Below are 25,303 nucleotides of genomic sequence, written 5' to 3'. Positions count from 1 at the left end.
CGGCCGCGTTATCTGAACAATCCGTAGATTTGATTCAATTTAACAGGTCGGGGCTCCGATAATCAGAGACCATAGGTTTTGAATTTTACTCGTCGGAGAGTCGTGCGCATGTCACGTTTCGCGAAACTGTCACTCGTTTTGTTTGCCTGTTTGCTGAGCACCGCTCCGGCAATCGGCCAGACTGCCCAGCCCTATACCAACGGATCGGCGCAGGGTGAAAACAATACGATCAGGCAGGTCGTTGGAAAACAGCCAAGCAGTCGTTCGAACTCCAGCCGCAGTTCGCGCAGTTCCGGTTCGAGCGTTGGGATTCTGAGCCGCTTGTTTGGTGGGGGATCGAACAATTCCCAGCCGGCGAATCAGAACCAGTATCAGCCCCCCTCGCCACAATTGCGAACGGCCTCGCGACCAACGAATAACTCGTCGCAGCCCTTGCCATCGCCGTTCATTCCAACGCCGTCGAGTTCTTATAACGGAAGCGGAGCGGGGACTGCTAGCAGCCCAGCGCCGGTTCCTTATGTTGCACCCGGGCAACCGCAACCCCTGCTCGATCCCGAAGATCGTGAAGCGATGTTGGCTCAGCAGCGCGAAGCGACCGCAGCGATCCCGCAGGCCGACAACTACGACGAAGTGGAAGTCGAATCGGTGGAGACCTACAGCGCCGGATCGTCGTCGCAGGGGCAATCGATTTCGATCGATGATAGCTTTTCGACCTCTTCCAGCAGCCGCCGCGCCGATCGACGCACGACCTTCTCGACCGAAGAAGCAGTAACAATCGACAGCAGTAGCAGCAGTAGCACTCGCCGCTCGACAACCGTCGGCCAAACTCCTTCGGTGCCTCGCAAACCGCTTCCGGGATCGGTATCGGTCGAAACGACGACGCAACAGACCGAGGAATCGGTCGAAACCGAAGTCATCGAACTCGCGACGCCCGAACCGGCGGCGCAGTTGGAGATTGTCGAAACGGCGCCTCGCGCGGCTGCCGCTCCTGCACCTAGCGTGCAATCGCCATCGGATGCCGGCCAGTCGCAGTTCCAGCACGATGCCCACCTGAACCTGGAATCGCAAACCCAAACGCAATCGGAAAGTCAGTTTACAACTCGCGGTTCGACCGTGCGGTCGTCCAATACGCGTTCATCGACCGCGCGTGGGGTGATCGGTGGTGTGCCAGCATCGCGCAGCTACCAGGTTCCCGCGCGGACAGCGAGTGCCCCGGCGGCCGTCGAACCAAAGGAAACACCTGCGCCAGCAGTCGAACAACCCGCGGTGCAGGCCGAGCCTACCGCGAAGGAAATCGCGATCGATCCGCGCGACAACAACGGCCAGATGATGATGTCCGAGATCCCGACGATCCGCGTCTTGACGCATGGTCCCGATGAGATCCAGATCAACCAAGTCGCCGAATACTCGATCATCGTCGAGAACAACGGGACGATCGACGCACCGGGCGTGATGATTCGCGCTTCGTTGCCGTCATGGACTGCCGTTCGCAGCCATCAAACGACGGCTGGCGACGTCGAACCCGAACCTCATCAAGGCCAACGGCGAATGCTGTGGCAGATCAATACATTGCCAGCGGGCAAGAGCGAGACGTTGACGCTGCGAATCGCCGCGGAACGGGCCGAGACGTTCGACGTCGGCGTCGAATGGACTGTCCTGCCTCAACAACGCACCGCGCAGGTCCGCGTTCAAGAACCACGCGTCAAATTGGTGATCGAAGGTCCCGATGAGGTCGTCTTCGGCGAATCGCGAGTCTATAAGGTCCGCGTCATGAATCCCGGCAACGGGATCGCCAACGACGTTTCCTTCACGCTGTCGCCCAATTCGGCGACACCGCAGAACCAACGGATCGGTACGATTCCTCCGGGCAAAGAAGCTCAGTTCGAGATCGAATTGACAGCTCAAGATCGCGGCGGGTTGGAGATCCACGGCCTTGCCGTCGGAGCGAACGATCTGCGCAACGAAGAGATTAAAAAGATTCGCGTCCTGACCGCCGACCTGGTTGCGACTTTGACCGGGCCTCCCGTGAAATATCACAACACGCTGGCGAATTACCATTTGAAGATTAACAACGCCGGCACCGCCGCCAGCAACGACGTGGTCGCCGTACTCCGTCTGCCTGAAGGTGTTGTCTACAAGTCGGGTATTCCTGGTGCTGAATTGGTTGGTGAGTTCCTGCGGTGGAAAGTCGACGAGATGGCACCTGGTGCGACCGCCGATTACGATCTCCAGTGCGAACTGGCCGGCGTCGGAGCACATCTGTTGGCCTTCGAATGCCGCGGTTCGGCCGCGGGGCGTGCAACCGTTTCGCTGACAACCGAAGTCGAAGCGATCGCCGACCTCGTGCTGACGATCAACGACCCCGTCGCTCCGGCACCTGTCGGTGAAGAGGTGAACTACGAGATCGTGATCCGCAACCGCGGTACACTCGCCGCCGAAGGGGTCAAGGTGATCGCCCAGTTCAGCAACGGCATCGAACCGATCAAGGTTGCCGGACACGCTGGCGAACTTGTCCCCGGCCAAGTGTTGTTCGATGCGATCCCACGGATCGATGCGGGAGAGCAGGTGAAATTGAGCGTTCGCGCCAAGGCGATGAATGCTGCTCACCACCGCTTCCGCGCCGAAGTGACCGCTGGCGAGACGATCTTGGTCGCCGAGGAAGCGACCCGGTACATGGAAGTCTCCAAGGATCGGATCAGCCGCCAAAGCAACAGTTCGGCCAACCAACGCTAAGCGGCAGGCCGTCGCCGGGCTTGCCAGCTCGAACGAATCTCTCGAGGTCAGGCTGATTGCAGCCTGACCTTTTTTTTGCTCGACAGTCGATCGGCCGGTTGTCGATGCAAGTCCTTGCGGCGGCGGCGTTTATGCCACGGGGATCTGTCGTGAGAGCGGCAAAAGTCGAGCCGAAAAATCGGGGGCGATACCGACCTTACCAAAGTCGCCGCGCTTTGGTAAACTCTCGACCTCCGCTGCGGAAACGCGGTGGATTAGCCAATCACCTGGGGGTGTGGCGGAACTGGCAGACGCGCTGGATTTAGGATCCAGTGCCTTTATGGCGTGCAGGTTCGATTCCTGTCACCCCCATCGTTTTCTTGAAGTCGCAGTTGCGGCGTCGCTCGCCGACGCAAGCTTCTTTCCGACGAATAGGCCCCGGCGTTCTAGAGTGCCCATTGCCAAAGTCGCAGTGGTTGCGTCGCTCCGCCGCCGCAAGCTTCTCTTCAATTAAAAGACGTCACCAACTGCCGTGCCCATTGCTGAAACGCATTTGCGTTGCGGCTATTCAGTCGACGAGTGATCCCCAGATTGCAGAACCGGACGCTAACGCGTGGCGGCTGATTGAACCGTTGAACCGGACGCTAACGCGTGGCGGTTGATGCCTTTGGTCGGAGCGTGGTTTTGATCGTGCAGCGTTTAGAAACGCCGCGACCTATCGCTCGGCATGTTTTCCAGAAAGGCCACGCCACCGATTGGGCGCGACCAGGGAGAATTGGGCTTTGACTCGCTATCGAGTTAGCCCCGTGTCTTGCCGTTGAATTTCCAGCCGACATCGGCTTTGGTGACCACATTGCAGTGGGTCGCCACTTTCCACAAGGCTTTGTGGATCGGAGTGGGATCGTAGAGGTAGAGATCGGGGAAGGCGTTTTTGAGCGCCTCGGTCGCACGGACCGCGTTGTAGTGTGGGATCCGGGCGTCGATGTGATGGGCGACGTGGGTGCTGCCGATCCGATGGTGCAAGAAATCGAAGACCGGTCCGTAGGGACGATCGATCGTCATGAAAGCCCCTTTAACCCAGGTCCATTCGTCTTCATCGAAGTGCGGGACGTCGACATCGGTGTGTTGCAGCCAGGTGTAAAGGACCAACCAAGCATTCGTGAACAGGTAGGGGCCGACATAAACGGCTAGCACGGGCAGGAATGAACCTTCCGCGTACGCCCACCAACCCAATAGGGCTAGCGTTGCGAGCACTCCCAAATCGGACAGCCAAACCTTAGTTCGCCACTTGCCGGGGAACATCGCCGCCGAAAACGGCTTCGCTGGCCAGAAGTGATTGGTCACGCCGCGAGCCGGTCCGCCGCTGGCACCCGTCAAAAGATAGACGGGCCAGCCGACCAAGAGCCGTGCGGCCATGATCACGACGGCAAACGCTTCGTCTCCCATGATCTCTTGCCAACGGATCCAAGCCTTCCCCGCCGCAGTCGTGTCGCGGGTCGGCACAAACGTCTCGCCCAGATCCATATGATTGGTGCGGGCGTGGTGCAGAGCATGGCTGCGCTGCCAGGAGAAGTAGGGAACCAGAAGAGCCGAGTGCAAGGTGAAGCCGACGGCGTCTTGATACCAGTTGTGTTTGCTGAACGCGCGGTGGCCGCATTCATGGGCGATCACCCAGCACCCGGTGGCGATCGTGCCGGTCACGGCGGCGTACGCAATCCAGGCTGGCAGCCACGCCCAAGTCATCGGCAGGAACAGGTAGGCCAATAGGCCGCTGCCGACGGTTAACACGATCGAGATGACCATGTAGACCGACGACTTGAAGGTGTTTCGATCGAAACAGTCCTCGGGGATCGCCGCCAGAACTTGTTTGCGGGTGGGAAGCGGCGCGCTCTCTTGCGAGCTGTTCAGCCCTGGTGACGCGTCTTCGGGTTCCATCACAATCGACACGGGGCAGTTTCCTGTTGTGGGAGTGATGCGGTTTGCAACCGCCGGAACGGACTGAAAAGGAGAAATGGGCAATGCGAGCGGGGGGTGAAGATGATCTTCGCGAGACCCCCATTGCATCGAGACCGGGCTACGTTAGCAGAATCGAAATGGGGCAAAAAGTGGTTCGCTGCGGATCGTTCAAACGGTTACTTTTTCGTTACACTTCTGATACCTAAGCGGGGTTAAGGGGACCGATTTCAGCGACCAGGTAACCCTTGCGGCCACGATTTCTGCAGCCTTTGGCAGGCTGAATCCTTGCCGCCGCCGACGTCCGACTTCACCATCGTCGGCGGACCCTTTAGACTGCCAGTGCGTCCCCCTTTGTTTGCACCGCTTCCGCGTCTCAGGTCTCAATGCCCGCTCCGCCGCATCTAGCCCAAACGCTCCGCTCGCGCACGAAACACTTCCGATCGTCCAGTCGATCGCTGTTTCTGGCGGTGCTGGTCGGGGTTACCGTCGGTTTGGGAGCTGTCGTTTTTCAGTTCTTGGGCCACCTGGTCGTCAGGTTTTCGTTGGTCCAATACGCCGGCTACGCCCCTCCCGAAGCGACTGGCGAAGGCACTCCCTTCACCCACCCGCCGACGACGCTTGTGCCGTGGATGATCGTGGTCGTGATGGTCTGTGGCGCTCTGGTCGCCGGTTGGATGGTCTACCAATTTGCGCCCGAAGCGGCGGGGCCGGGGACCGATGCGGCGATCGATGCGTTCCACAATCAGCACGGCAAGATCGCCGCCCGAGTTCCGTTTGTCAAAACTATCGCCAGCGCGATCGCATTGGGGACGGGAACCAGCGGCGGCCGCGAGGGACCGATCTGCCAGATCGGGGCGGGGATCGGATCGATGGTCGCCCAACGCTTGCAATTGTCGCCGCGCGACCGGCGGATCTTGTTGGCTGCGGGGATGGGAGCCGGCGTGGGAGCGCTCTTCCGAGCCCCGCTGGCCGGAGCCGTCTTCGCCGCCGAGATCCTCTACAGCGATGCCGAACTGGAAGCCGATGTGATCGTCCCGGCGGCAACTTCGTCGGTGATCGCCTACAGCATTTACACCCAATCGCTCCCGCCGGAAGTCCGTTTTCAGCCGCTGTTTGGGATCAAGGTGGAGCACGCGATCAGTGGTCCGTTGGAGTTGATTCCCTACCTGATGTTGGCCTGTGCTTTGATCCCCGTCGGGATCGCGTATGTGCAGATGTTTTATGGTTCGCAGTGGGCGTTTGAACGCTTGCCCGTGCGGCCTCACGTGCGGCCGGCGATCGGTGCGTTGTTCGCCGGGATCGTCGGAGTCGGCTTCTATTATTTAGCCGGCCAGCAGATGAGTGCGTTGGCGGTGTTGGGGAGCGGTTCGGGGACGCTTCAAGAGGCGGTGCATCATTCGCTGCGATTGGGCCCCCCCCTGTTGATCGCGATCGCGCTGGTCAAGATTGTGACGACTTCGCTTTCGATCGGCAGCGGCAGCCCGGGCGGAGTCTTTGGCCCGTCGATGGTGATCGGCGGTTGCTTCAGCGCCGGGCTGGGACTGTATCTGCACGATTGGATGCCCAACTTGGCTCCTCATCCCGAGGCGTTTGCGATCGTTGGAATGGCTGGCTTTTTTGCGGGCGTTTCCAACGCACCGATCTCGACGATCATCATGGTTCGCGCCCTGACAGGCGACTTTGGACTGCTGGTTCCAACGATGTTGGTCACCACGATCACCTTCGGGTTTGGCCGCCGATCGCGGTTGTATCGCAAACAGGTCCCGACGCGGATGGATTCTCCCGCCCACCGCGGCGACTTTATCGTCGATGTCTTGGACGGCGTGCAGGTCCGCGGAACCTATCGCCCGATCGACAGTTATTCTCTGATTCACGAATCGATGTCGTTGGACGAGATCGTCCATCGTCTGGCCGACAACCACCAACACTACTTCCCCGTCGTCGATGCCGATCGCAACATGGTTGGGATCTTCACCGACGACGACGTCCGGTCGTATCTGTTTCACGATGCGATCTGGAAACTGGCCAACGCCAGCGACGTGATGACAACCAACGTCGTCGCGGTCACTCCCGACGACGACCTGAATACTGCGTTGGGGCATTTCACGGCGCTGAACCTGGAAGAGTTGCCGGTGGTCGAGGATCATCAGTCGCAGCGGCTGCTGGGAATGTTGCGCCGCCGCGAAACGATCGCCACCTACAATCGCCGGATCCGCGAGCACAAAGAGGGCACTCGCGAATAAACGCCCTGCCGTCTATCGTATCGATCCCACGCTCGATGCCAATTTGAACCACTCCCACCTTGCGATGGATCGTCGCCGAGAAACCTTATGCTCTATCAACGCCTTGCTACTTCGGCAGTCTTGATTTCCATTGTCGTGGCCCTGATTTACCTCGACCATCGCTTCCCTACCGGCGGGCTTTGGTTGCTTCCGCTGCTATTGTTCTTTTCCGTCGGGACCGCGATCGATGTGACGCGATTGTGGCGGAGTGCCAATTATCCAGTTCGTCCCTTGCCGACGAAAATCGGAGTTGCGATCGTCGTCTTGATCGCAAGCGTTCCCATGTTGTGGCCGCTGTCGGGCGAGCTCTATCCCGCCGATTGTCCAGTTGGACGACTGGGCTGGATCTCGGTCGGAGCGATTGTTGCGCTGGGGCTCGCGATCGGGAATGAGATGTTTCGCTATCGCCCGGGCGAGACGGGAGCTGCCGGTTGCGTGATGACAGCTTCGTTTACGATCCTCTACATCGGAGTGCCGATGGCATTCCTGGTGGCGATTCGATGCTTGGGATCTTCCCACTGGGGACTGGCCGCATTGATCAGTCTGGTCGCGGCGACGAAAGCTGCCGATGCGGGAGCCTATTTCACCGGCCGTGCGATCGGACGACATAAGCTGATCCCGCGGCTGAGTCCCGGCAAGACGATCGAAGGTGCGCTCGGCGGCGTCGCGGCTTCGATCGGCGTCAGCTTTGCGATGTTCCACTGGCTGATCCCAGCACTCACCGGCACTCCGATCGATTACCCGATCTGGGGCCCGATCGCCTTTGGGCTGGTCTGCAGCAATTGCGGGATGTTTGGCGACCTAGCCGAATCGTTGATGAAACGCGACTCGGGAGCCAAAGACAGCGGCAATCTGCTACCCGGCCTCGGCGGCGTCTGGGACGTCACCGATTCGTTGATCGCCACCGCCCTGCCCGGCTTCCTCTGCTTCGCGATCGGAGTCGCCGGCGCCCCGGTCTAAAGACGCGACACCGCAACTCATGCACCGCTTCACCGTCGCCACTCTCGTTTAACCGCGTGGGCAACGCCCCTCGCGTTCTCACGTGGTAATGAAGCGTCTCGGATTTTACGGATCGCCAACGCGATGCGCATTGGTGGACTCGTGCGACGCGCGGCCCGCTGGGCACGCGGTTAAACGATTCACCGTCGCTGCCTTCGTTTAACCGCGCGGGCATCGCCCCGCGCGTTTTCGCGTGGTAATGAAGCGTCTCGGATCTTACGGATCGCTAACGCGATGCGCATTGGTGGACTCGTGCGACGCGCGGCCCGTTGGGCACGCGGTTAAACGATCGGGGCCGCATTCAGCGTCGCTGCTCTCGTTTAACCGCGTGGGCAACGCCCCGCGCGTTTTCGCGTGGTAATGAAGCGTCTCGGATCTTACGGATCGCTAACGCGATGCGCATTGGTGGACTCGTGCGACGCGCGGCCCGCTGGGCACGCGGTTAAACGATCGGGGCCGCATTCACCGTCGCTGCCTTCGTTTAACCGCGCGGGCAACGCCCCACGCGTTTTCCCGTGGTAATGAAGCGTCTCGGATTTTACGGATCGCCAACGCGATGCGCATTGGTGGACTCGTGCGACGCGCGGCCCGCTGGGCACGCGGTTAAACGATTCACCGTCGCTGCCTTCGTTTAACCGCGTGGGCAACGCCCCGCGCGTTTACGATGCTGCAACGATTCCTCTTCAACTACCAGCCCAAGATGTAGGCGAACATCAGTGGGGCGACGATCGATGCGTCGCTCTGGATCATGAACTTCGGCGCTTCGCCCGACAGTTTGCACCAGGTGATCTTTTCGTTAGGGACGGCGCCGCTGTAGCCGCCGTAGCTGGTCACGGCGTCGCTGATCTGGCAGAAGTAGCTCCACAGTGGAATGTCCAGCTTCAGATCTTGGATCATTGTCGGCACGACGCAGATCGCGAAATCGCCAGCGATCCCGCCGCCGACTTGGAAGAAACCAATCTCCGCACCGCTGTTGGTCTGTTCCTGATACCAACCGATCAGTTTCGACATCTGTTCGGTTCCGCTGCGCATCGCGCGGTGCGAACTGACGACGCCCTGCGTCACGCGTGCTGCAAAGATGTTGCCCAGAGTCGAATCTTCGATGCCGGGGACAAAGATCGGCAAGCCCTTCTCTTTGGCGGCCAGCATCCAGCTGTTCTCTTTCGGAATCTGGAACAGTGGTTCCAGCGTCGGATCGTCCAACAGTTCGTACATGAATTCGTACGGGAATCGCGGCCGATCGTTGTCGGCGGCGTCTTTCCAAAGCGTCAGCAGGCGGCCTTCGATGTTCCGCATCACGGTTTCGGGGATGCAGGTGTCGGTGACGCGATTAAAACCCTGGTTGAGCAATTCGACTTCGTCTTCAGTCGACAGGGCACGCCAGTTGGGGACGATCTTGTATTCGTCGTGAGCCATCAGGTTGAAGATGTCTTCTTCCAGGTTGGCCGCGGTGCAGCTGATCGCGTGGACCTTGTCTTGGCGAATCATTTCAGCCAACGAACGGCCGATCTCGCCGGTGCTCATCGCTCCAGCCAGCGAAACCATCATCTTGTTGCCCGAGGCCAACTGATCTTTATAAGCCTGCGCCGCCGCGACGGTCTCCCGAGCGTTGAAGTGGCGAAAATGGTCGTCCATGAATTTGGAAATGTTTGACATTGCAGAACTCCGCCAAGGGTTGAATCGTGTAAATCGCTTGCCACACCGGCCAGAATGGCCCTGTCTACCGAAAGATGCTTGGCGCTCAAATGCCAAGAGCTATTTAGCGAACAATTAGACGGCTTTGTATGACTCCGCTCAAGGGGACGCTGGCAGAGCGATTAAGTGTTTGAGCTGAGGCAAATCAGCCGCCACGCGTTAGCATCCGGTTCCTTATGAGCAACCGGACGCTAACGCGTGGCGGCTGATACCTACGATTGAAACTGTGATTTGCCCTGAGGGGAGGCCGGACTCCGTCTCGTACCGGCGGCAAAAGCTTGTAAACTGTGAGCATGTCCACCGCTGCGGCGATCGCGCGGCGGATGCCCGCTGAAATCGAACGTTTCCCCACCCAACGATCAGAATTCAAGAGAAGTCTCATGTCACGTGCCCTCAGCCTCACGCTCAGCTTTGTGTTTGTCGCGATCTCCATCGGTTGTGGCGGCGGAGACCAACCGGCCGCTACCGAACCTGCGGCAACCGATTCGCAACCCGCAGCCGCACCAGCCCCTGCGGCGACCGAGGCTCCCGCCGAAACCACGCCGGCTCCCGCAGCCGCCGCGACCAGCAGTGCTGAAGGCCCCGGCAGCGGTTCGGAATTTAACGTGCCGCCAAATCTCGGTACCGAACCTGTCGAAAACACGACTCCCGAAAACGTGGAACCCGAATTTAAGTTGCCTCCCGCTACGGACAACTAAACCGCGGCTCCCTTCGGATCTGTTAAACAAACCGTGTCCCAAGACGATATCTACGCGCTCCCCCTCGAAAACGTTGGCGACTTTCAGTTCGACCGACGCGTTGTCGATGTCTTCCCCGACATGATCTCGCGGAGCGTTCCCGGGTACGGTTCGATCCTTTCGATGATCGGCGAACTGGCCCAGCAATACGCCGTCGCCGACACGAACATCTACGACCTGGGATGTTCGCTGGGGGCGGCGACGCGGATCATCAGCCGACGCGTCCCCAGCAGTTGCACGATCCAGGCGGTCGATTCCTCCTCCGCGATGATCGCCCGGTTGCGAGAACTGTTGGCCGCCGAAGCGATCCAAGGATGTGAGGTCGCGTTGCACGAAGCCGATCTGGCCGCGGTGCCGATCGATCGAGCCAGCTTTGTCGTGCTCAACTTCACTTTGCAATTTGTCCCCGCGGCGGAGCGGCGATCGGTTCTGCAAACGATCTTCGACGGAATGTTGCCCGGCGGCGCGTTGATCCTTTCGGAGAAGATCAGCTTCGACGATCCGCAGGAACAATTGCGGCTGACCGAACTGCATCATGCTTTCAAACGAGCCAACGGCTACAGCGAACTCGAGATCGCTCAAAAACGGACGGCGCTCGAAAAGATGATGGTCCCCGAGACGCTTGCGACGCATCGCACCCGGCTTGCCGACGTCGGCTTCGCGACCGTCGTTCCTTGGTTCCAGTGCTTTAATTTCACATCGATCCTGGCGGTCAAAGGATGATCGATTCCAAGAGCTCCCGCGGTGCCGTTGTGTTTCTATTTGCTTGCGGTTTCGGCGGTAAAAAATGATGATTGGATCCAAGAGCTACTGCGGTGTCATCGTGTTCCTACTTGTTTTCGGTTTCGGCTATAAGAAATGATGTTGGGTATCGAAGGACTGTTGGCCGAATTGGAATCCGAGGGACACGCTGGCTGGGCGGAAACGCTGCGTCAGCGGGCTCGCGAATTCGAGCACGATGCGGCGCATGGGCTGTGGCCGCAGTGGACTCAGGCGATTCGTGATCTTCCCGCGGTCGAAGCGGTTACGGCCGACTTCTCGCTGCCGGCGGTAACGCTTTCCGGCGAGATCAGCCCGGAGGATCAGCAGCGATTGCGTGAACAACTGCGACTGTTTCATCCCTGGCGAAAGGGCCCGTTCGATCTGTTCGGGATCGCCATCGATACCGAATGGCGCAGCGATTGGAAGTGGGCTCGCGTTGCGCCACATCTCGATTTACGGGATGCCAGCGTCTTGGATGTCGGTTGTGGCAACGGGTATTACGGTTGGCGAATGCTCGCCGCCGGGGCGCGTCGCGTGATCGGCTTGGATCCCTTTCCGCTCTACATCGCGCAGCATCGAGTGGTCGAACACTACGTGGGCGGTTCGGCGTCCCACGTTCTTCCCGGCACCGACGCCGATCTTCCGAAGCGGTTGGAGGCGTTTGACGTCGCCTTTTCGATGGGCGTTTTGTATCACCGCACCAGCCCGATCGATCACCTGAAATCGATGCTCCAGTCGCTGCGACCGGGAGGGAAATTGGTGCTGGAAACGTTGATCATCGACCATCCCGATTCGCAGGTTCTGATCCCCGAAGGGCGTTACGCCAAGATGCGGAACGTCTGGTTTATCCCATCGCTGACGATGCTCGAGCGTTTTCTTTCCCGTTGTGGATTCCGCGATATCGAAGTCGTCGACGTCTGTGTCACGACGACCGAAGAACAGCGGCGGACTGAGTGGATGGAGTTCGAATCGCTGTCCGATTTCCTCTCTCCGGATCAAACGACCACGATCGAAGGACACCCGCTGCCAACCCGCGCAACCGTCGTCGCCTCACGCGGTTAAGGCGAATGGCAGGCCGCTAGCCGGACCAGCTGAGCTGCGTTGCGATACCTTTTCTTTGTGTCGCTTTGTCTGTCTGTTGTTGCGTCGTGCTGTCGACATCAAAATTTCGCGATTGCATCGGTCTCCTGCGATGCGACACGGCGCGGGCATCCCCAGTGATCCGGTGGGCCGCCGGACGAAGCGAAGACAAAAAGCTTGAAAGTGGTTTCAGAAACGCTAGGCTGTCCTTCACCCATCGCGTGATCGATGTCGACCCAAAGGAGTGTTTGGGCGGCGGGCTCTATTTTAAAGATGCACGCGGTGGGTTCCTGCCTTCCAGCGATTCCGGTGAAACGTTTGGGGGTGCGTGGGAGTGGTCGTCGATAGCGCCGCGTGGCGTCCGACGGTCGACTCATGCACTGCCAAATGCCTCTTCGCCGCAATCGATTAACTCACGCTTATCGAGGAACCGGTCATGGCTTCTGCTGTCTATGCTGTTGGTACAATGGACACCAAGGGGGAGGAGTTGGCTTATGTCAAAGAGTGTTTGCGATCGGCAGGGATCCGCGTCAAGATGGTCGACGTGGGGACTCAATTGCCGCCAACGGTGACTCCTGATGTGACCCGCGCTCAGGTCGCTGAGAATTCAGACTTTGGTTCCGATCACGACGATCGGGGGCGAGCGGTCGCGGCGATGGGACGGGCGTTGGAGGTCTTCTTGACGGCGGAATTTGCTGCCGGTCGAGTCAGCGGCGTGATCGGCATTGGCGGCAGTGGTGGGACCTCGCTTGTGACCGCCGCGATGCGTGCGCTGCCGATCGGGTTGCCTAAGGTGATGGTTTCGACGGTTGCCAGCGGGAACACCGCTCCCTACGTCGATTGCAGCGACATTACGATGATGTATTCCGTCGTCGATGTGGCGGGATTAAACGTGGTTTCGCGGCGAATCCTCGCCAACGCGGCCCATGCGGTTGCGGGGATGGTCCAATATCCGGCTCCCGCATCGGCTCAACGGCCAACGGTTGGTATGACGATGTTCGGCGTGACAACGCCCTGCGTGACCGATGTGCGGCAACGGATGGAGCAGCGTGGCTTTGATTGTCACGTGTTTCATGCGACCGGGACCGGTGGCCGCGCGATGGAGCGATTGGTCGACAACGGGATGATTCGCGGCGTCTTGGACGTGACGACAACCGAGGTCGCCGACGAAGTGGTCGGCGGCGTCTTTGCTGCCGGACCGAAGCGGTTCGATACTCTGATCGGCAAGGGGATTCCGTACGTTGTCAGTCTAGGAGCCGTCGACATGGTGAACTTCGGGGCCAAGGAGACGGTCCCGGCGGAATTTCGCCACCGGCGGTTGCACGTTCACAACGACCAAGTGACGCTGATGCGGACGACGGCCGAAGAGAATCGGGAGATCGCGCGATGGATGGGGGCGAAGTTTCGCCGCGCCACCGCGCCTCTGGTCCTGGTAATTCCCGAAGGCGGTCTGTCGATGTTGGATGCTCCGGGAATGCCGTTTCACGACCCCGAAGCCAACGCAGCGCTGTTCGATGAACTGCAGAAGCAACTGCAATCCAACGAGAACTGTCGCATCGTCCGCCTGCCGCATCACATCAACGACGTCGATTTCAGCGCGAAACTAGTCGAGCACTACGACTGTCTCGACGCGATGCCGAAATGCCACGCCGCGGGATGATCGGTTATGAGCTGGATGGAGGCTCCGCTTTGCCGCGGTCCAACCATCGGTAGAAGGTTTTTCGCGTCACGTTAAGCGCCGCGGCGGCTCGCGTGACGTTGCCGTCGGCATCTTGCAGAGCCCGTTCGGCCTGCTCCTGTTTCGACGGCAGCGGCAGATCGGATGCATCGGCCGACGATCGAAGATGCGGCTGGGGTTCAAACGACCATCCTTCCAGGTGCGTTCCATCCTCGAGAATCGCACAGCGGTTCAGCACATGTTCCAGTTCGCGAACGTTCCCCGGCCAGGCGTGCTGACGCAGCTTCTTTTCGAATCGCGACGAGATTCCGGCGATCGGCCGATTCAGTTGCATCCGCAGATTGGCCAGAAACGCCTCGACCAGCAGCGGAATATCTTCCAACCGCTCGCGTAGCGCCGGCAACCGGATCGTGATCGTGCTCAATCGATAGTACAAGTCGGCGCGAAAATCGCCAGCGTCGACCATCGCCGACAGCGGGCGGTTCGACGCGGTGACGATCCGCACGTCGACGGGAATCGTCGTGTCGCCGCCGACGCGGACGACTTCGTTCTGCTGTAACACGCGCAGCAGTGCGACCTGCCCGTGCGGGCTGAGGTCAGCGATCTCGTCGAGGAACAGGACTCCGCCGTGAGCCAATTCGAACTTCCCCGGTCGCTGCCGCTCCGCTCCGGTAAACGCTCCGCGTTCGTGACCGAACAGTTCGCTTTCCAACAGCGACGACGGGATGGCACCACAATTCAGAGTGACCAGCGGATGGTTCGCTCGTGAGCTCAAGCGATGCAGCATTGCCGCGACTAGTTCTTTGCCGGTTCCCGTTTCTCCCTCGACACAGACGGTGACGTCTTGATGCCCGACGCGATTGATGATGTCGAAGACCTGCCGCATCGCGGGGCTGTGTCCGACCATGCCGCCAAACGTTTTCGCGCCCCCGGCGCGAGCACTCGACGCGACTCCTTTGAACCGCCGCAGCGTTGTGTTGACGATGTCTTGAACCGGCAGGCGTTCGAAGACCGATCCGCCGGCGAAGCCATGGATCGAGCTGTGGCGAAAGACTTCGCTTAATTCAGTCGGGGCAGTGATCGGTCCACCAAAGGCAACGCGAACACACTCGGGCCGCGTATCGGCGGCGGCCGACAGTTTGTTCAGCTGAGAGATGGCGCGGTGGACGTCGTCCCGCTTGGCCCGGAAATCGTCGCTCGATCGCGTCAGACCGACGTCCAGGATCAGGCCGTCGACGCCTGTCGCGACGAAGCGTTGAACCTCTTCAACCGACAGAGAAAAGCCGAAGGTGACGAAACCCAGCTCGCGGGCGACGGCAAGCATCTCCGATTCGACCTCGGTTCCGAGCCCTTCTTTTTCCAGATGCTTGCGAAACTTGCCGTCGATGAAACCGATCGCCGGCCAATTGACGACACCGATCACGCCGAGATCCTGCAGTTCGCGCAGGCGGTCGCGAATCGGACGCGTCGGATCGACACCGAAGACGCCGGCGATGATCGGCAGATCGCCGGACCGCGGCAGCATCTGCTCCTTCAGCAACTCCAGCGTCTGATCGTTGGCATTGCCATAGGGCATGAAGGCGGCGAGCGTTCCCGATCCCATCGACCGGTAGATGCCCGCATTGAGAACCATCAACGCATCAGCCTCCGATTCGACGGCGCACTTTGCGATCAGCCCCGATCCAGGGACCACCATCAGCAGCGGCGTCCCGGTTCTCGATTCTTCCAGACGGTTGCGAAAATCGATCATCGAACCCTCTACTTTCTGGTTAAAACCAGCTTCGGCGAGCCCCCGAATTGTGTACTTCTGTGGATACACTACACACCCGGGTATCCATGCGACAGCCTGTCGAAGAGGGAATTGTCGCTGATTTTCGCGGAAACCTTTCGTTTTGTTGACGTTTCATCAACCTTGCGACTTCGAATCGCAAATGGCACAGCTGTTGCATTCCCCCCAATGGACCGCGATCTCAAAAATCGCTGTTTACCAACATCACGGATGTCCGCGGCGAGGCAACGTCGCAGGTCCCCTTGTCGGGGATCGCTCCGACCGGATTGAGGGCGGATCACCCAACTCATTCGACTTTCTTTTACTCCACTCGCTTCTCTAGGAATTCCAAACACGATGTTGAAACACAATCGAACGAGCGTCTTGACGCGGTTGAAAAACAAAATTGCCGCTGGCAAGGCGATCATTGGCAGCGGTGCGGGCACCGGCATCTCGGCCAAGTGCGCCGAAGCCGGTGGCGCCGACCTGATCGTGATCTACAACTCCGGGCGATTCCGGATGGCCGGTCGCGGTTCGTTGGCGGGCCTGCTTCCATTTGGCAACGCCAACCAGATCGTCAAAGAGATGGCCTGTGAGGTTCTAACAATCGTAGAACGGACACCTGTCTTGGCTGGTGTCTGCGGCACCGACCCCTTCCTATTGCGAGATCCGTTTTTGAGAGAGCTTCGCGAAATGGGTTTCGCGGGGATTCAGAACTTTCCTACCGTCGGCCTGATCGATGGGGTGTTCCGCGAAAATCTTGAAGAGACGGGGATGAGTTTCAATCTGGAGGTCGACCTGGTCGCCGCAGCGAACGACCAGGACATGCTGACGACTCCCTACGCGTTTGATCCCGACCAAGGGCGGAAATTGACCGTTGCAGGAGCCGACGTCGTGGTGGCCCACATGGGACTGACAACCAATGGAACCATCGGGGCAAAGACGGCGAAGACGCTCGATTCGTGTGTTCCCTTGGTCCGTGAAATCGCGGATGCGTGCCGTTCGGTCCGCGACGACGTCATCGTATTGTGCCACGGTGGCCCGATCGCGGCTCCGGAAGATGCGCAATACATGCTCGACCGAATCCCCGAGATCCACGGATTCTATGGTGCCAGTTCGATGGAACGTCTGCCGTCGGAAATTGCGATCACACAAATGATCGAACAGTTCGCCCAGCTGAACCTGAATCAAACAGGGGGCACAATCAAGGATCGACATCCCCACCGTAGCGCTGCCAACGGCAAGCATGCTGCAGAATTGAGCTGACCGGCTCGCCTCTCCCGACGTCAATATGCGATCGCCGCTCGTACGATCGCACGCTTTTTTAATTGGACTTTTTAAGTTGAGGGACTTCAATGATGAGTCGTTTACTACGCCCGAAAAGAAGTGCGTTCACTCTTGTCGAACTGTTGGTGGTGATCGCGGTGATCGGTATCCTCGTGGGGTTGTTGCTGCCCGCCGTGCAAGCCGCTCGCGAGGCTGCCCGACGAATGCAGTGCTCCAACAACATGAAGCAGATTGGATTGGCGATGCATAATTATGAGAACACCCATCGGGTATTCCCCATGGGCTGGGCTCACCACATTGAAGACCGGCTGACCGGAACCGGTCGCGGGAACTGTTTTAAGACCAATCATGGCGCGGGGGATCGGATTGGCCGCAGCCCATGGACCGCGATGATCCTGCCCTTCATCGAACAAAACGCGATCTATGAGCAGTTCGATTCCAACTATGCGATCAATTGGGCCTTGAACTCCAGTTGGGCAGGAGGCCGTGAGAACGAATCGGTCTGGTTGATGTCGATCGATGCCTACAAATGCCCTAGTGATCCACGCAACTCGGGGCAAGACAACCTGCTGAACTACCTCGGTGTTTCCGGTGGCGTTGAATACACCTGTTGGAACCTCGGCGATCTCGACAGCGTTGGCGTACGTGGTTTGGACAACGATGGCATGTTGTATCTGGGATCCAAAACCAAATTCGCCCACGTTCTCGACGGCACGTCCAACACGTTCCTGTTCGGAGAGACCAAATATCCGCGTGCTCGCGGCGACGATCCAACGCAAGACAACTACCTTGCTTGGGGATCGGCCGGGATGGCTTGGAACTCCGTTCCACAGACCGCGATCTGTGCCACCGCTCGCGACCAAATCAACACCTTCTATCCTTCGATGGCTCCGGGACAAACCCCATCGCACGCTCACATGCAGCGAGTCTTTGGCAGTTACCATCCCGGCGGATGCATGTTCACCATGGTCGATGGATCGGTCAGCTTCCGATCGGAAAACATCGACATCAATCTGTATCAAACGATGGGGACCCGAGCTGACGGTTTGCCAATTGGAGGAGCGCCTCAATGAGATTCTCTGTAGCTGAATTTTCGGTTCTTGCTGTGCTGGTCGCTCTGTTGGGATCGACCGTTGGATGTGGTGGCAGCAACGGCCCACCCCGAGCCGAAGTTTCGGGATATGTAACCTTCGAAGGGCAACCCGTTCCCGTCGGCACGATCGAATACCGTCCCAACGCGGAGAAAGGAACCAGCGGTCCGCAGGTGACTCTTGTGATTCAAGACGGATATTACGATTCCGATGGTAAAGGCCCTGTCTTCGGTCATCATACAGTGAAAGTGTCGGGATATACGGGAGTCGAGGTTCCCTTTATTCCCGAAGGGGAACGGTTGTTCCCGGTCCACAAAGATGATGTTGAGATCGTCGAAGAGAGCTATACGATCAACTACGATTTCCCTCTCTCTAACGATGGGTAGTGAAATCGGTGTTTAATACAGCGACCAGTGTGGTGTTCCACCCGCTGCACTGGTCGCCCCCGCGACTTCGATGATTTGATAAACGCATTCAGCTGGAGCGATAGGTTCTGCTGATCTCTTCGACCCTTCCTCGCCCTCCACGAACGATCAACTCAATATGCCACGGTGTGAAATGACTTCAATGCTTCTCGATCGCTCTCGACAGTTCCTCGCTATCGGAATCGTTGCGGTGGGCGTCGCGTCTCTGCTGGAACCGGCTGGCGCAAACGAGTTCTTTCCTCGGTTCTCCGTCGAAAATCTCGTGCAACGCGATAGCCACAGCACGGTGACGATCGGTCCCGATGGCCATCTCTATGCCACCACGACCAACTCCGGCGGTCGCGAACTGCGCGACAATGGCGAGGGGAAGATGGTCAAGGAACACTTGGGCGAGGTCTGGCGTTACCAATTGGATTCGGCCACGGGACATGTCGTTGGTGAAGAGCGTCTGCTGATGCTGCCGGGACCGGTCAACGGTTTCGTTTTTGATCCCTCGGCGACGGCGGAGAATCTTATCTTCTACATCACCGTTCTCAACGATCGCGGCCACATGAATCGGATTCGCGTCAAGCCGGTGGGAGCGGCAGATCCAGTGATCGAGAATACGATCGTGTTGGATTTCTTAGGCCGCGGTGGCAACCATGGAATGAACAATCTCGTCTTCACCCCGTCGGGAAAAATGTACGCCAACCAAGGCGGACGGACTTTCTGGGGAACGACCGAAGACAATCAGAGCGCAGCCGTTTTGGAGATCGATTTCCAACATCCCGACTTCGCCAAGGGAGCTGTCTCGCCGCGCGACTACACATTGGAACAAATGCAGGGAGGGGACGCGCCGATTCAATTGGTCGCCACCGGACTTCGCAACCCGCACGGGATCGTCCAACATTCCAACGGGGAATATTATGTCACCATCCACGATCCACCTCGAGGGCCGTTGTTGGTCGGCGGTCCGATCAAAGAAGAGGTTGTCTCCGATGGGCCGCCCGATTTGGTCGCCCGTCTAAAACGAGGAGCCTATTACGGTCACGCGAATCCGCTTCGCAAGGAATGGGTTTCTTACGGCGGCAACCCGACGGCGGAGGTCGATCCGTTCGAGATCCCCGAATATCCCGTCGGGACGATGCCGCTGCCGAACTTCGATCTCAGCTTGATGATTGGGACGCGGCGGAATCATTGCATCAGCGGAATCGATGAATACCTCAACGGCGACCTCGTTGCCGGATACCTGTACGCTCAAGGAGCCGAGGGAGTCAACCTGGCGGGGATCGAACGTTTTGTGTTGGATGAGAATGGGAACTTCACCGGTTTCCACGAGTTTCTGAAAGGTGAGGACAACCAGCCGATCGTCTTCCAAGGGGTGATGGATCTGTTTGTCACCGAACAGGGATGGATCTACGTCGCCAACTTTGGCCGCCGCCGCGGCGATGGTGGTATCAAGGGAGGCATCGAATTGCTCAAGCCGCTGGGGGGAAACATTCCTCCTTCGGTTGTGATCAAGTCGCCTGAAAATCGGTCGGTCTACGCCGCCGATGCAACGATCGACTTTCATATCGAAGCCCGCGACTACGACGGGCAGGTTTCGGAAGTTGTTCTCTTGGTCAATGGAAAGTCACAAAAATGTGTCCACTCCAAAACGGATGATTCGCTGTGGGGCGTCCGCTGGAAACAGCCACCACGCGGCCGATACGAGGTACAAGCGCGTGTCACCGACAACGACGGCAAATCGGTAACGACCCAGCCGCTGTTTCTTCAGGTCGACGCGGACGCGCATCCACCGGTGATCACCGAGATGCCGGCCACCGTTGCCTTTGTTGGGGCCGACTATCGAGCGACAGTTCGGGCGGACAGTCAATCGAATGTTCGCTTCGCCTTGCGAGACGCTCCCGAAGGAATGAAGATCGATCCTGAATCGGGAGAGATCGTGTGGCGGGCCAATCGGCCGGGCAACTACGCCGCCCGCGTGATCGCCGACAATGGCACTCATCCGGCCGCCGAACGCAAACTTCAGATCGAAGCGCTCACCGCGCGCCCCGCCGATTATCCACCCGGTCCGATGAAGGGTTTGGTTGCCGGAGTCGAATACGCCGCCGCATCGGAAGATCGATCGGCGCAATCGGGGACCGTGTCGAGCTTTGAATTAGTTCCGCCATCAAACGCTGGGATGGTCGTTTCAGGTTTTATACAAGTCGACGAGCCGGGCGTCTATGAATTCGCCGCGACCAAACCGGACTCAGCGACATTCACGATCGGAACATCGCAGGTGTTCAGCGGTCCGAGTTCGCCAGCCGGTTTGATTCCGCTGGAAGCGGGAAAACATGCCTTTACGCTGCGGATCGATCGCAGTGCCGGATCGGTCCCCTGCGCCCTTGAGATGCGAAGCCCGCACGCGTCGTCTCGATCACCGTTGCCGAAGTCAGCTTTGTTCCGCCACGCGAAGGCATACGGAATCGATCGCTATCACGGTTCGGAACCCTATCTGCAGATGCCGCGCAGCGAACGCGATTTCCTGCCGCAGAAGCTTTCTGAAACGGGAGCCTTTGCCGACGTCCGCTCGATGACCTTGGCTGACGGAGCGATTCCATACGACGTGAATTCGCCGCTCTGGTCCGACGGAGCGTTTAAGCAACGCTGGGTCTTTGTTCCCGCGGGGATGACGATCGATTTCGATCCTAGCGAACCGTGGACCTTCCCCGCTGGGACGGTCTTCGTAAAGCACTTTGCCCTGGGCGAAGAGCAGAAGCGGATCGAGACGCGACTGACCGTCGTCAAAGAAGATCAAACGATCTACGGTGCGACCTACCGTTGGAACGATTCGAACGACGATGCCAACCTGGTAACGACCGGTGTTGAGGAAGAGGTACAGCTAGCCGATGGCAGCCGACAGCCTTGGTTCTATCCCGGCCCCGAGGATTGTATGACGTGCCATACGCATGCATCGGGTTATGTGCTTGGACCTAACACGCGCCAGCTCAATCGCGATTTCCATTACGCCACGACGGGTAAATCGGATAACCAGTTGCGTTCGCTAGCCCATGTCGGCCTGTTCACCGCGCCGCCAAAGGAGGATGCGATCGACGACCTCGATCGACTGTACCCGTTGGATGATGAAACGGTCCCCTTGGACCGGCGGGTTCGTTCTTATCTGGCCAGCAATTGCAGCCAGTGCCACACGACCGGTGGCGTCAACGCAAACTGGTTCGCCGACTACGCTGCCGAACTCTCCGATCTGGGCGTGTTGGATGCCAAGCCGCTCAATCATATGGGCCTCTCCAACGTGAAGCTGATTGCCCCGGGGAAACCGGAACGATCGGTGATGCTATTGCGAGTGACGTCGGACAAACGCGGTTATCGGATGCCGCCGGTGGGTCGCTTGAAAACCGATGACCAGGCTGTCGAAGCACTCACGCAGTGGATCGCCCAACTGCAAGCCGAAAAAGAGGAGAAGTGACGGGGAGGAAACCCCAAACCTTTCCGATACGATGAAATCGATTTGCCAGACCACCCTTTGACTCCCCCCTGCCCAGGACGCAACAACGATGATCGCCTCCGCTCGGTTCGCGGCAACGCTGACCCTTTGTCTATTCTCTCTTCCCGCAACCGCGTGGGCTCAGCCTCAAACCACGGCGGCTGGTGACGCGGTTGCCTTGTACGCCCCTGATAACTTGACAGCTTGGTTGGTGATGTTCACCGATTCGGTCAAGCGGACGCCGGCGGAACGGGCGGAGATGGTGGCGAACTTTGGTTTTACGAAAGTCGGTTTTGAAGCGTTCAAGAAATACCTTCCGATCTTGGAAGAGCAGATGGACGAATATGCCAAACGCGATATCGAAGTGACGTCGGTTTATCTTGTTGTCGAAACCGACAAGCCGTCCGAAGAGGAGCAGGTGAAGCAGATCCTCGACGTTTTGAAACGGCGAGGAGAAACGCCGCAGATCTGGGCGATGTTCTCTCGCAACTCGTTCAAGGATGTCTCGGGGGAAGAGCGTAACAAACGCTTGATCGCTGCCTTTTCCGACCTCGCCCAATGCGTCGACCAATCGGGCTGCCAATTGGCCCTGTACAACTATGGCTCGTGGTTCGGCAAGCTCGACGTCCAACTGGCGATCATCGATGGCGTACGCGAACAAACCGGGATCAAGATCGGCACCATCTTCAACTTCCATCGCGGTCACCAGCACATGCGCGACTTTCCGCAAGCGCTGCAGCGGATGATGCCTCATCTGTTTGCGGTCAATCTGAACGGCATGAACTGGAAGGATGCCGATTACAACGGCGGCGGCGCCCGGATCATGCCGCTGGGCAGCGGCGACCATGAACTGACGATGATGCGTCAGCTTGCCGATTCGGGCTATCGCGGCCCGATCGGGATCATCGATCACCGAAGCGGTGTCGATGCCGAGGTCGCCCTTCAGGAAAACCTCACCGGCTTGGAAAAGCTGCGCGAAGAACTGAAGTCTCCTGCTGCGGAATAGATCGTTCTTCGTCCGTTGCCGCACCTGCGATTCGAGCTCCTTAAAAGTCGATGCCGCCGTCGGTTTGGGTTACCATGTTGGCTAACTTTCCCTCCCGCGATACTCTCCCTACCCTCCTCTGGAGACCTGCATGTCCTCCCCGAATCCACGTCGTCAATTTTTGCAATCATCGGCTGCCGGAGCGCTGGGAGCGTTGATCGCCCAGCAGTGGTGGGCCAGCGGAGCGATGGGGCAATCCGAACCGGCGGCGATGACGCCGCTGAATCGTTTCCCGCGGATGATACAAGAATATTACGTCGACCGGATGCGGAAATTTCATGACAAGCGAGTTGCCCGGCTCGATGCCATCGAAACGCAGGCCGATGCGGAAGCGTACGTGAAGTCGTGCCAAACGCGGGTGCGAGAATGCTTCGGACCGCGGCCCGAGAAGACGCCGCTGAATCCACAAATCACAGGAGTCGTCCAACGCGAAGGGTATCGGATCGAGAATCTGATCTTCGAGAGTCGCCCCGGTTTTTTGGTGACTGCCAATCTCTATATCCCAACCCATGTCGAAGGCCCACGTCCGGCGGTCGTCGGCACCTGCGGTCACTCTCACAATGGGAAAGCCGAAGAAGCCTACCAGTCGTTCTCGCAGGGCCTCGCTAAAAAGGGTTATGTCTGCCTGATCTACGATCCCATCGGACAAGGCGAACGGTTGCAGTATGTCGACGAACATCTGAAGTCGCACGTCGGCGTCGGCGTTCGCGAGCATCTGTTGGCTGGGAATCAGCAGTTCCTGACGGGCGAGTCGTTCAGTATGTGGAGAGCCTGGGATGGCATTCGAGCCTTCGATTATCTACTCACCCGCCCCGAGGTCGATCCTGCACAGATCGGCGTGACAGGCAATTCGGGCGGCGGAACGATGACCACGCTGTTGGCCGGAGTCGACCAGCGGTGGGCGATGGCCGCTCCATCCTGTTACGTGACGTCGTTCGTTCGGAACCTGGAGAACGAGTTGCCGACGGACACCGAACAATGTCCTCCCAATGCACTCGCTCTGGGCCTAGATCACGAAGACTTTCTGGCCGCGCTGGCTCCCAAACCGGTCATCATCCTGGCCAAGGAGCAGGACTTCTTCGATGTCCGCGGTGCCGAACAAGCTTACGAGCGACTGAAGCGGCTGTATAGCAAGCTTGGGAAAGAGGAGAACATCGGTCTGTTCGTGGGGCCAACGCGTCACGGTTTCACTCTAGAGAATCGCGAGGCGATGTACGGTTGGTTCAATCGCGCCACCGGCAGCGATGGCGATCCGGCAGAGCCCGAGATGACGATCGAAGACGATAAGACCTTGTGGTGCACTCCTGATGGCCAGGTCAGCGAGTTGGGTTCGAAGACGGTCCAACAGTTCACCCGCGAAGCGGCTGCTAAGCTGGCGGAGAGCCGAGGTGAGATCGGCGCAAAGCCGCTGAAGAAGATGGTCCACGATTGGTTGGGGGATCGAAAACCGCTGGACGATTCGCACTATCGGATCTTGCGAAACCGCCGCGATCGTAAATATCCTCGCAAGTACGTCGCCGCATATGTGATCGAGACCGAACCACGCGTGCAAGCGTTGGTCTATCGAATCGACAACGACTGGCACTTCTCGCGACCGCCCAAGGATAAGCGTCAGGCGATCCTGTATGTGTCGCATCACTCGTCCGATGCGGAGCTACGCGAAAACGAACTGCTTGGTAAAGCGATCGCCGAAAATCCTGACACGCCCGTCTTCACGGTCGACCTGCGCGGCATGGGGGAATCGCAACCCGATACCGCCGACGTCAATTCCTATCTGTCCGCGTACGGTTCCGATTACATGTACGCGATTCACGGAGTGATGTTCCGCGACGAATACCCGCGGCAACGGACGTTCGATCTTCTGACGGTCCTCAACTGGCTGCAGTCCTTCGGTCACGACGGAGTCCATTTGATCGGAAACGGTTGGGGAGCGATCCCGGCGACGTTTGCGGCGGTGTTGTCGCCGGTCGTGAAACAGGTCACGCTGCAACACGCCCTCACGTCGTATACCGATCTCGCCTCGGCGGAGACCTACAAGTGGCCGCTCTCGTCGATGGTCCCCGGAATCTTGCAGCGGTTCGATCTGCCCGACTGCTACCGCTACCTGGAATCGAAACAGTTGAAGCAGATCGATCCCTGGGGGCCAAACTTCGACGATCCGCACGACGAACCAAGCTGATCCGCTGGTGAAGCTCGCTTCCACGTGCAGGAGCTTCGATGAAAGGTTTAAAGCCGCAGAGCCGGCGATCGCACAAAGCCTGCGGCGCGAGCCGCAGCGCGACCATTTTGGAGCCAGCCAAACTTCGAGCTCGCTCAA

Annotated in this window: 16 protein-coding genes and 1 tRNA gene; 14 read left to right on the top strand and 3 right to left on the bottom strand. The window is 58.9% G+C overall.

The genetic code is table 11. From position 1 onward, the window contains the following. The first annotated feature begins 108 nt into the window (after positions 1-108). A complete protein-coding gene (locus tag EC9_RS20715; RefSeq protein WP_145348015.1) occupies positions 109-2,733 on the top strand; it encodes a COG1361 family protein in 2,625 nt (874 codons plus the stop codon). A gap of 268 nt (positions 2,734-3,001) precedes the next feature. Beyond that, positions 3,002-3,084 (top strand) — tRNA-Leu (locus tag EC9_RS20710). A 426-nt stretch (positions 3,085-3,510) separates the two neighbouring features. On the opposite strand, the gene EC9_RS20705 is transcribed toward EC9_RS20710, so the two are convergent. Further along, complete coding sequence (locus EC9_RS20705) at positions 3,511-4,659, bottom strand: fatty acid desaturase (protein WP_218934312.1); 1,149 nt, start codon at positions 4,657-4,659, stop codon at positions 3,511-3,513. Positions 4,660-5,051: 392 nt separating this feature from the next. On the opposite strand from EC9_RS20705, the gene EC9_RS20700 reads away from it, so the two are divergent. Together EC9_RS20700 and EC9_RS20695 are read left to right on the top strand one after the other, a co-directional pair. Next, positions 5,052-6,911 carry a chloride channel protein gene (locus EC9_RS20700; protein ID WP_145348014.1) on the top strand — a complete coding sequence of 620 codons (1,860 nt, stop codon included), beginning with the start codon at positions 5,052-5,054 and terminating at the stop codon, positions 6,909-6,911. Positions 6,912-7,046: 135 nt separating this feature from the next. Further along, positions 7,047-7,910: a phosphatidate cytidylyltransferase gene (locus tag EC9_RS20695; RefSeq protein ID WP_231745798.1), complete on the top strand. Its 864-nt coding sequence runs from the start codon at positions 7,047-7,049 to the stop codon at positions 7,908-7,910. A 726-nt stretch (positions 7,911-8,636) separates the two neighbouring features. On the opposite strand, the gene EC9_RS20690 is transcribed toward EC9_RS20695, so the two are convergent. Beyond that, positions 8,637-9,605, bottom strand: a complete 969-nt coding sequence (locus EC9_RS20690; RefSeq protein ID WP_145348013.1) for a deoxyhypusine synthase family protein — start codon at positions 9,603-9,605, stop codon at positions 8,637-8,639. A 419-nt stretch (positions 9,606-10,024) separates the two neighbouring features. On the opposite strand from EC9_RS20690, the gene EC9_RS26675 reads away from it, so the two are divergent. The 4 genes from EC9_RS26675 to EC9_RS20670 all read left to right on the top strand — a co-directional run bounded on the left by EC9_RS26675 (position 10,025) and on the right by EC9_RS20670 (position 13,883). Further along, on the top strand, positions 10,025-10,342 hold the full coding sequence (locus tag EC9_RS26675; RefSeq protein ID WP_218934311.1) for a hypothetical protein: 318 nt from the start codon (positions 10,025-10,027) through the stop codon (positions 10,340-10,342). Between the two features lie 33 nt (positions 10,343-10,375). After that, entirely contained in the window at positions 10,376-11,104 is a 729-nt protein-coding gene (gene cmoA / locus EC9_RS20680; RefSeq protein ID WP_145348012.1) for a carboxy-S-adenosyl-L-methionine synthase CmoA, read from the top strand. Between the two features lie 135 nt (positions 11,105-11,239). Further along, positions 11,240-12,205, top strand: coding sequence for a tRNA 5-methoxyuridine(34)/uridine 5-oxyacetic acid(34) synthase CmoB (gene cmoB / locus EC9_RS20675; RefSeq protein WP_218934310.1), 966 nt, complete (start codon positions 11,240-11,242; stop codon positions 12,203-12,205). A 454-nt stretch (positions 12,206-12,659) separates the two neighbouring features. Beyond that, the gene (locus tag EC9_RS20670) at positions 12,660-13,883 is read left to right on the top strand and encodes a Tm-1-like ATP-binding domain-containing protein (protein ID WP_145348011.1); all 1,224 of its coding nucleotides are present in this window, start codon (positions 12,660-12,662) and stop codon (positions 13,881-13,883) included. Between the two features lie 4 nt (positions 13,884-13,887). Here the strand turns inward: EC9_RS20670 and EC9_RS20665 are convergent, their stop codons facing one another. Beyond that, on the bottom strand, positions 13,888-15,651 hold the full coding sequence (locus EC9_RS20665) for a phosphoenolpyruvate hydrolase family protein (RefSeq protein WP_145348010.1): 1,764 nt from the start codon (positions 15,649-15,651) through the stop codon (positions 13,888-13,890). A 375-nt stretch (positions 15,652-16,026) separates the two neighbouring features. Here EC9_RS20665 and EC9_RS20660 point away from each other — a divergent pair, with 375 nt between their 5' ends. The 6 genes from EC9_RS20660 to EC9_RS20635 all read left to right on the top strand — a co-directional run bounded on the left by EC9_RS20660 (position 16,027) and on the right by EC9_RS20635 (position 25,165). Further along, the gene (locus EC9_RS20660) at positions 16,027-16,935 is read left to right on the top strand and encodes a phosphoenolpyruvate hydrolase family protein (protein WP_145348009.1); all 909 of its coding nucleotides are present in this window, start codon (positions 16,027-16,029) and stop codon (positions 16,933-16,935) included. A gap of 92 nt (positions 16,936-17,027) precedes the next feature. Beyond that, the gene (locus EC9_RS20655; RefSeq protein WP_218934309.1) at positions 17,028-18,029 is read left to right on the top strand and encodes a DUF1559 domain-containing protein; all 1,002 of its coding nucleotides are present in this window, start codon (positions 17,028-17,030) and stop codon (positions 18,027-18,029) included. Continuing rightward, positions 18,026-18,433 carry a hypothetical protein gene (locus EC9_RS20650; protein WP_145348007.1) on the top strand — a complete coding sequence of 136 codons (408 nt, stop codon included), beginning with the start codon at positions 18,026-18,028 and terminating at the stop codon, positions 18,431-18,433. The genes EC9_RS20655 and EC9_RS20650 overlap by 4 nt, the downstream gene beginning before the upstream one ends. Positions 18,434-18,614: 181 nt before the next feature. Beyond that, entirely contained in the window at positions 18,615-21,923 is a 3,309-nt protein-coding gene (locus tag EC9_RS20645) for an Ig-like domain-containing protein (protein ID WP_145348006.1), read from the top strand. Between the two features lie 88 nt (positions 21,924-22,011). Beyond that, a complete protein-coding gene (locus tag EC9_RS20640; RefSeq protein WP_145348005.1) occupies positions 22,012-22,947 on the top strand; it encodes a sugar phosphate isomerase/epimerase family protein in 936 nt (311 codons plus the stop codon). 130 nt (positions 22,948-23,077) lie between these two features. After that, positions 23,078-25,165 (top strand): alpha/beta hydrolase family protein, encoded by a 2,088-nt coding sequence (locus EC9_RS20635; protein ID WP_145348004.1) that lies wholly within the window; start codon positions 23,078-23,080, stop codon positions 25,163-25,165. Positions 25,166-25,303: the final 138 nt, after the last annotated feature.

It is taken from the genome of Rosistilla ulvae, from assembly GCF_007741475.1.
GTDB classification, from domain to species: Bacteria; Planctomycetota; Planctomycetia; order Pirellulales; family Pirellulaceae; genus Rosistilla; species Rosistilla ulvae.
This window is presented reverse-complemented; position numbering and strand designations above follow the sequence as displayed.

Bases quoted from the DNA above. Each gene is read 5' to 3' on its own strand.
- EC9_RS20715 (WP_145348015.1), top strand. From the start codon at position 109: ATGTCACGTTTCGCGAAACTGTCACTCGTTTTGTTTGCCTGTTTGCTG.
- EC9_RS20700 (WP_145348014.1), top strand. From the start codon at position 5,052: ATGCCCGCTCCGCCGCATCTAGCCCAAACGCTCCGCTCGCGCACGAAA.
- EC9_RS20690 (WP_145348013.1), bottom strand. From the start codon at position 9,605: ATGTCAAACATTTCCAAATTCATGGACGACCATTTTCGCCACTTCAAC.
- EC9_RS26675 (WP_218934311.1), top strand. From the start codon at position 10,025: ATGTCACGTGCCCTCAGCCTCACGCTCAGCTTTGTGTTTGTCGCGATC.
- cmoB (WP_218934310.1), top strand. From the start codon at position 11,240: ATGATGTTGGGTATCGAAGGACTGTTGGCCGAATTGGAATCCGAGGGA.
- EC9_RS20670 (WP_145348011.1), top strand. From the start codon at position 12,660: ATGGCTTCTGCTGTCTATGCTGTTGGTACAATGGACACCAAGGGGGAG.
- EC9_RS20665 (WP_145348010.1), bottom strand. From the start codon at position 15,651: ATGATCGATTTTCGCAACCGTCTGGAAGAATCGAGAACCGGGACGCCG.
- EC9_RS20660 (WP_145348009.1), top strand. From the start codon at position 16,027: ATGTTGAAACACAATCGAACGAGCGTCTTGACGCGGTTGAAAAACAAA.
- EC9_RS20655 (WP_218934309.1), top strand. From the start codon at position 17,028: ATGAGTCGTTTACTACGCCCGAAAAGAAGTGCGTTCACTCTTGTCGAA.
- EC9_RS20650 (WP_145348007.1), top strand. From the start codon at position 18,026: ATGAGATTCTCTGTAGCTGAATTTTCGGTTCTTGCTGTGCTGGTCGCT.
- EC9_RS20645 (WP_145348006.1), top strand. From the start codon at position 18,615: ATGCTTCTCGATCGCTCTCGACAGTTCCTCGCTATCGGAATCGTTGCG.
- EC9_RS20640 (WP_145348005.1), top strand. From the start codon at position 22,012: ATGATCGCCTCCGCTCGGTTCGCGGCAACGCTGACCCTTTGTCTATTC.
- EC9_RS20635 (WP_145348004.1), top strand. From the start codon at position 23,078: ATGTCCTCCCCGAATCCACGTCGTCAATTTTTGCAATCATCGGCTGCC.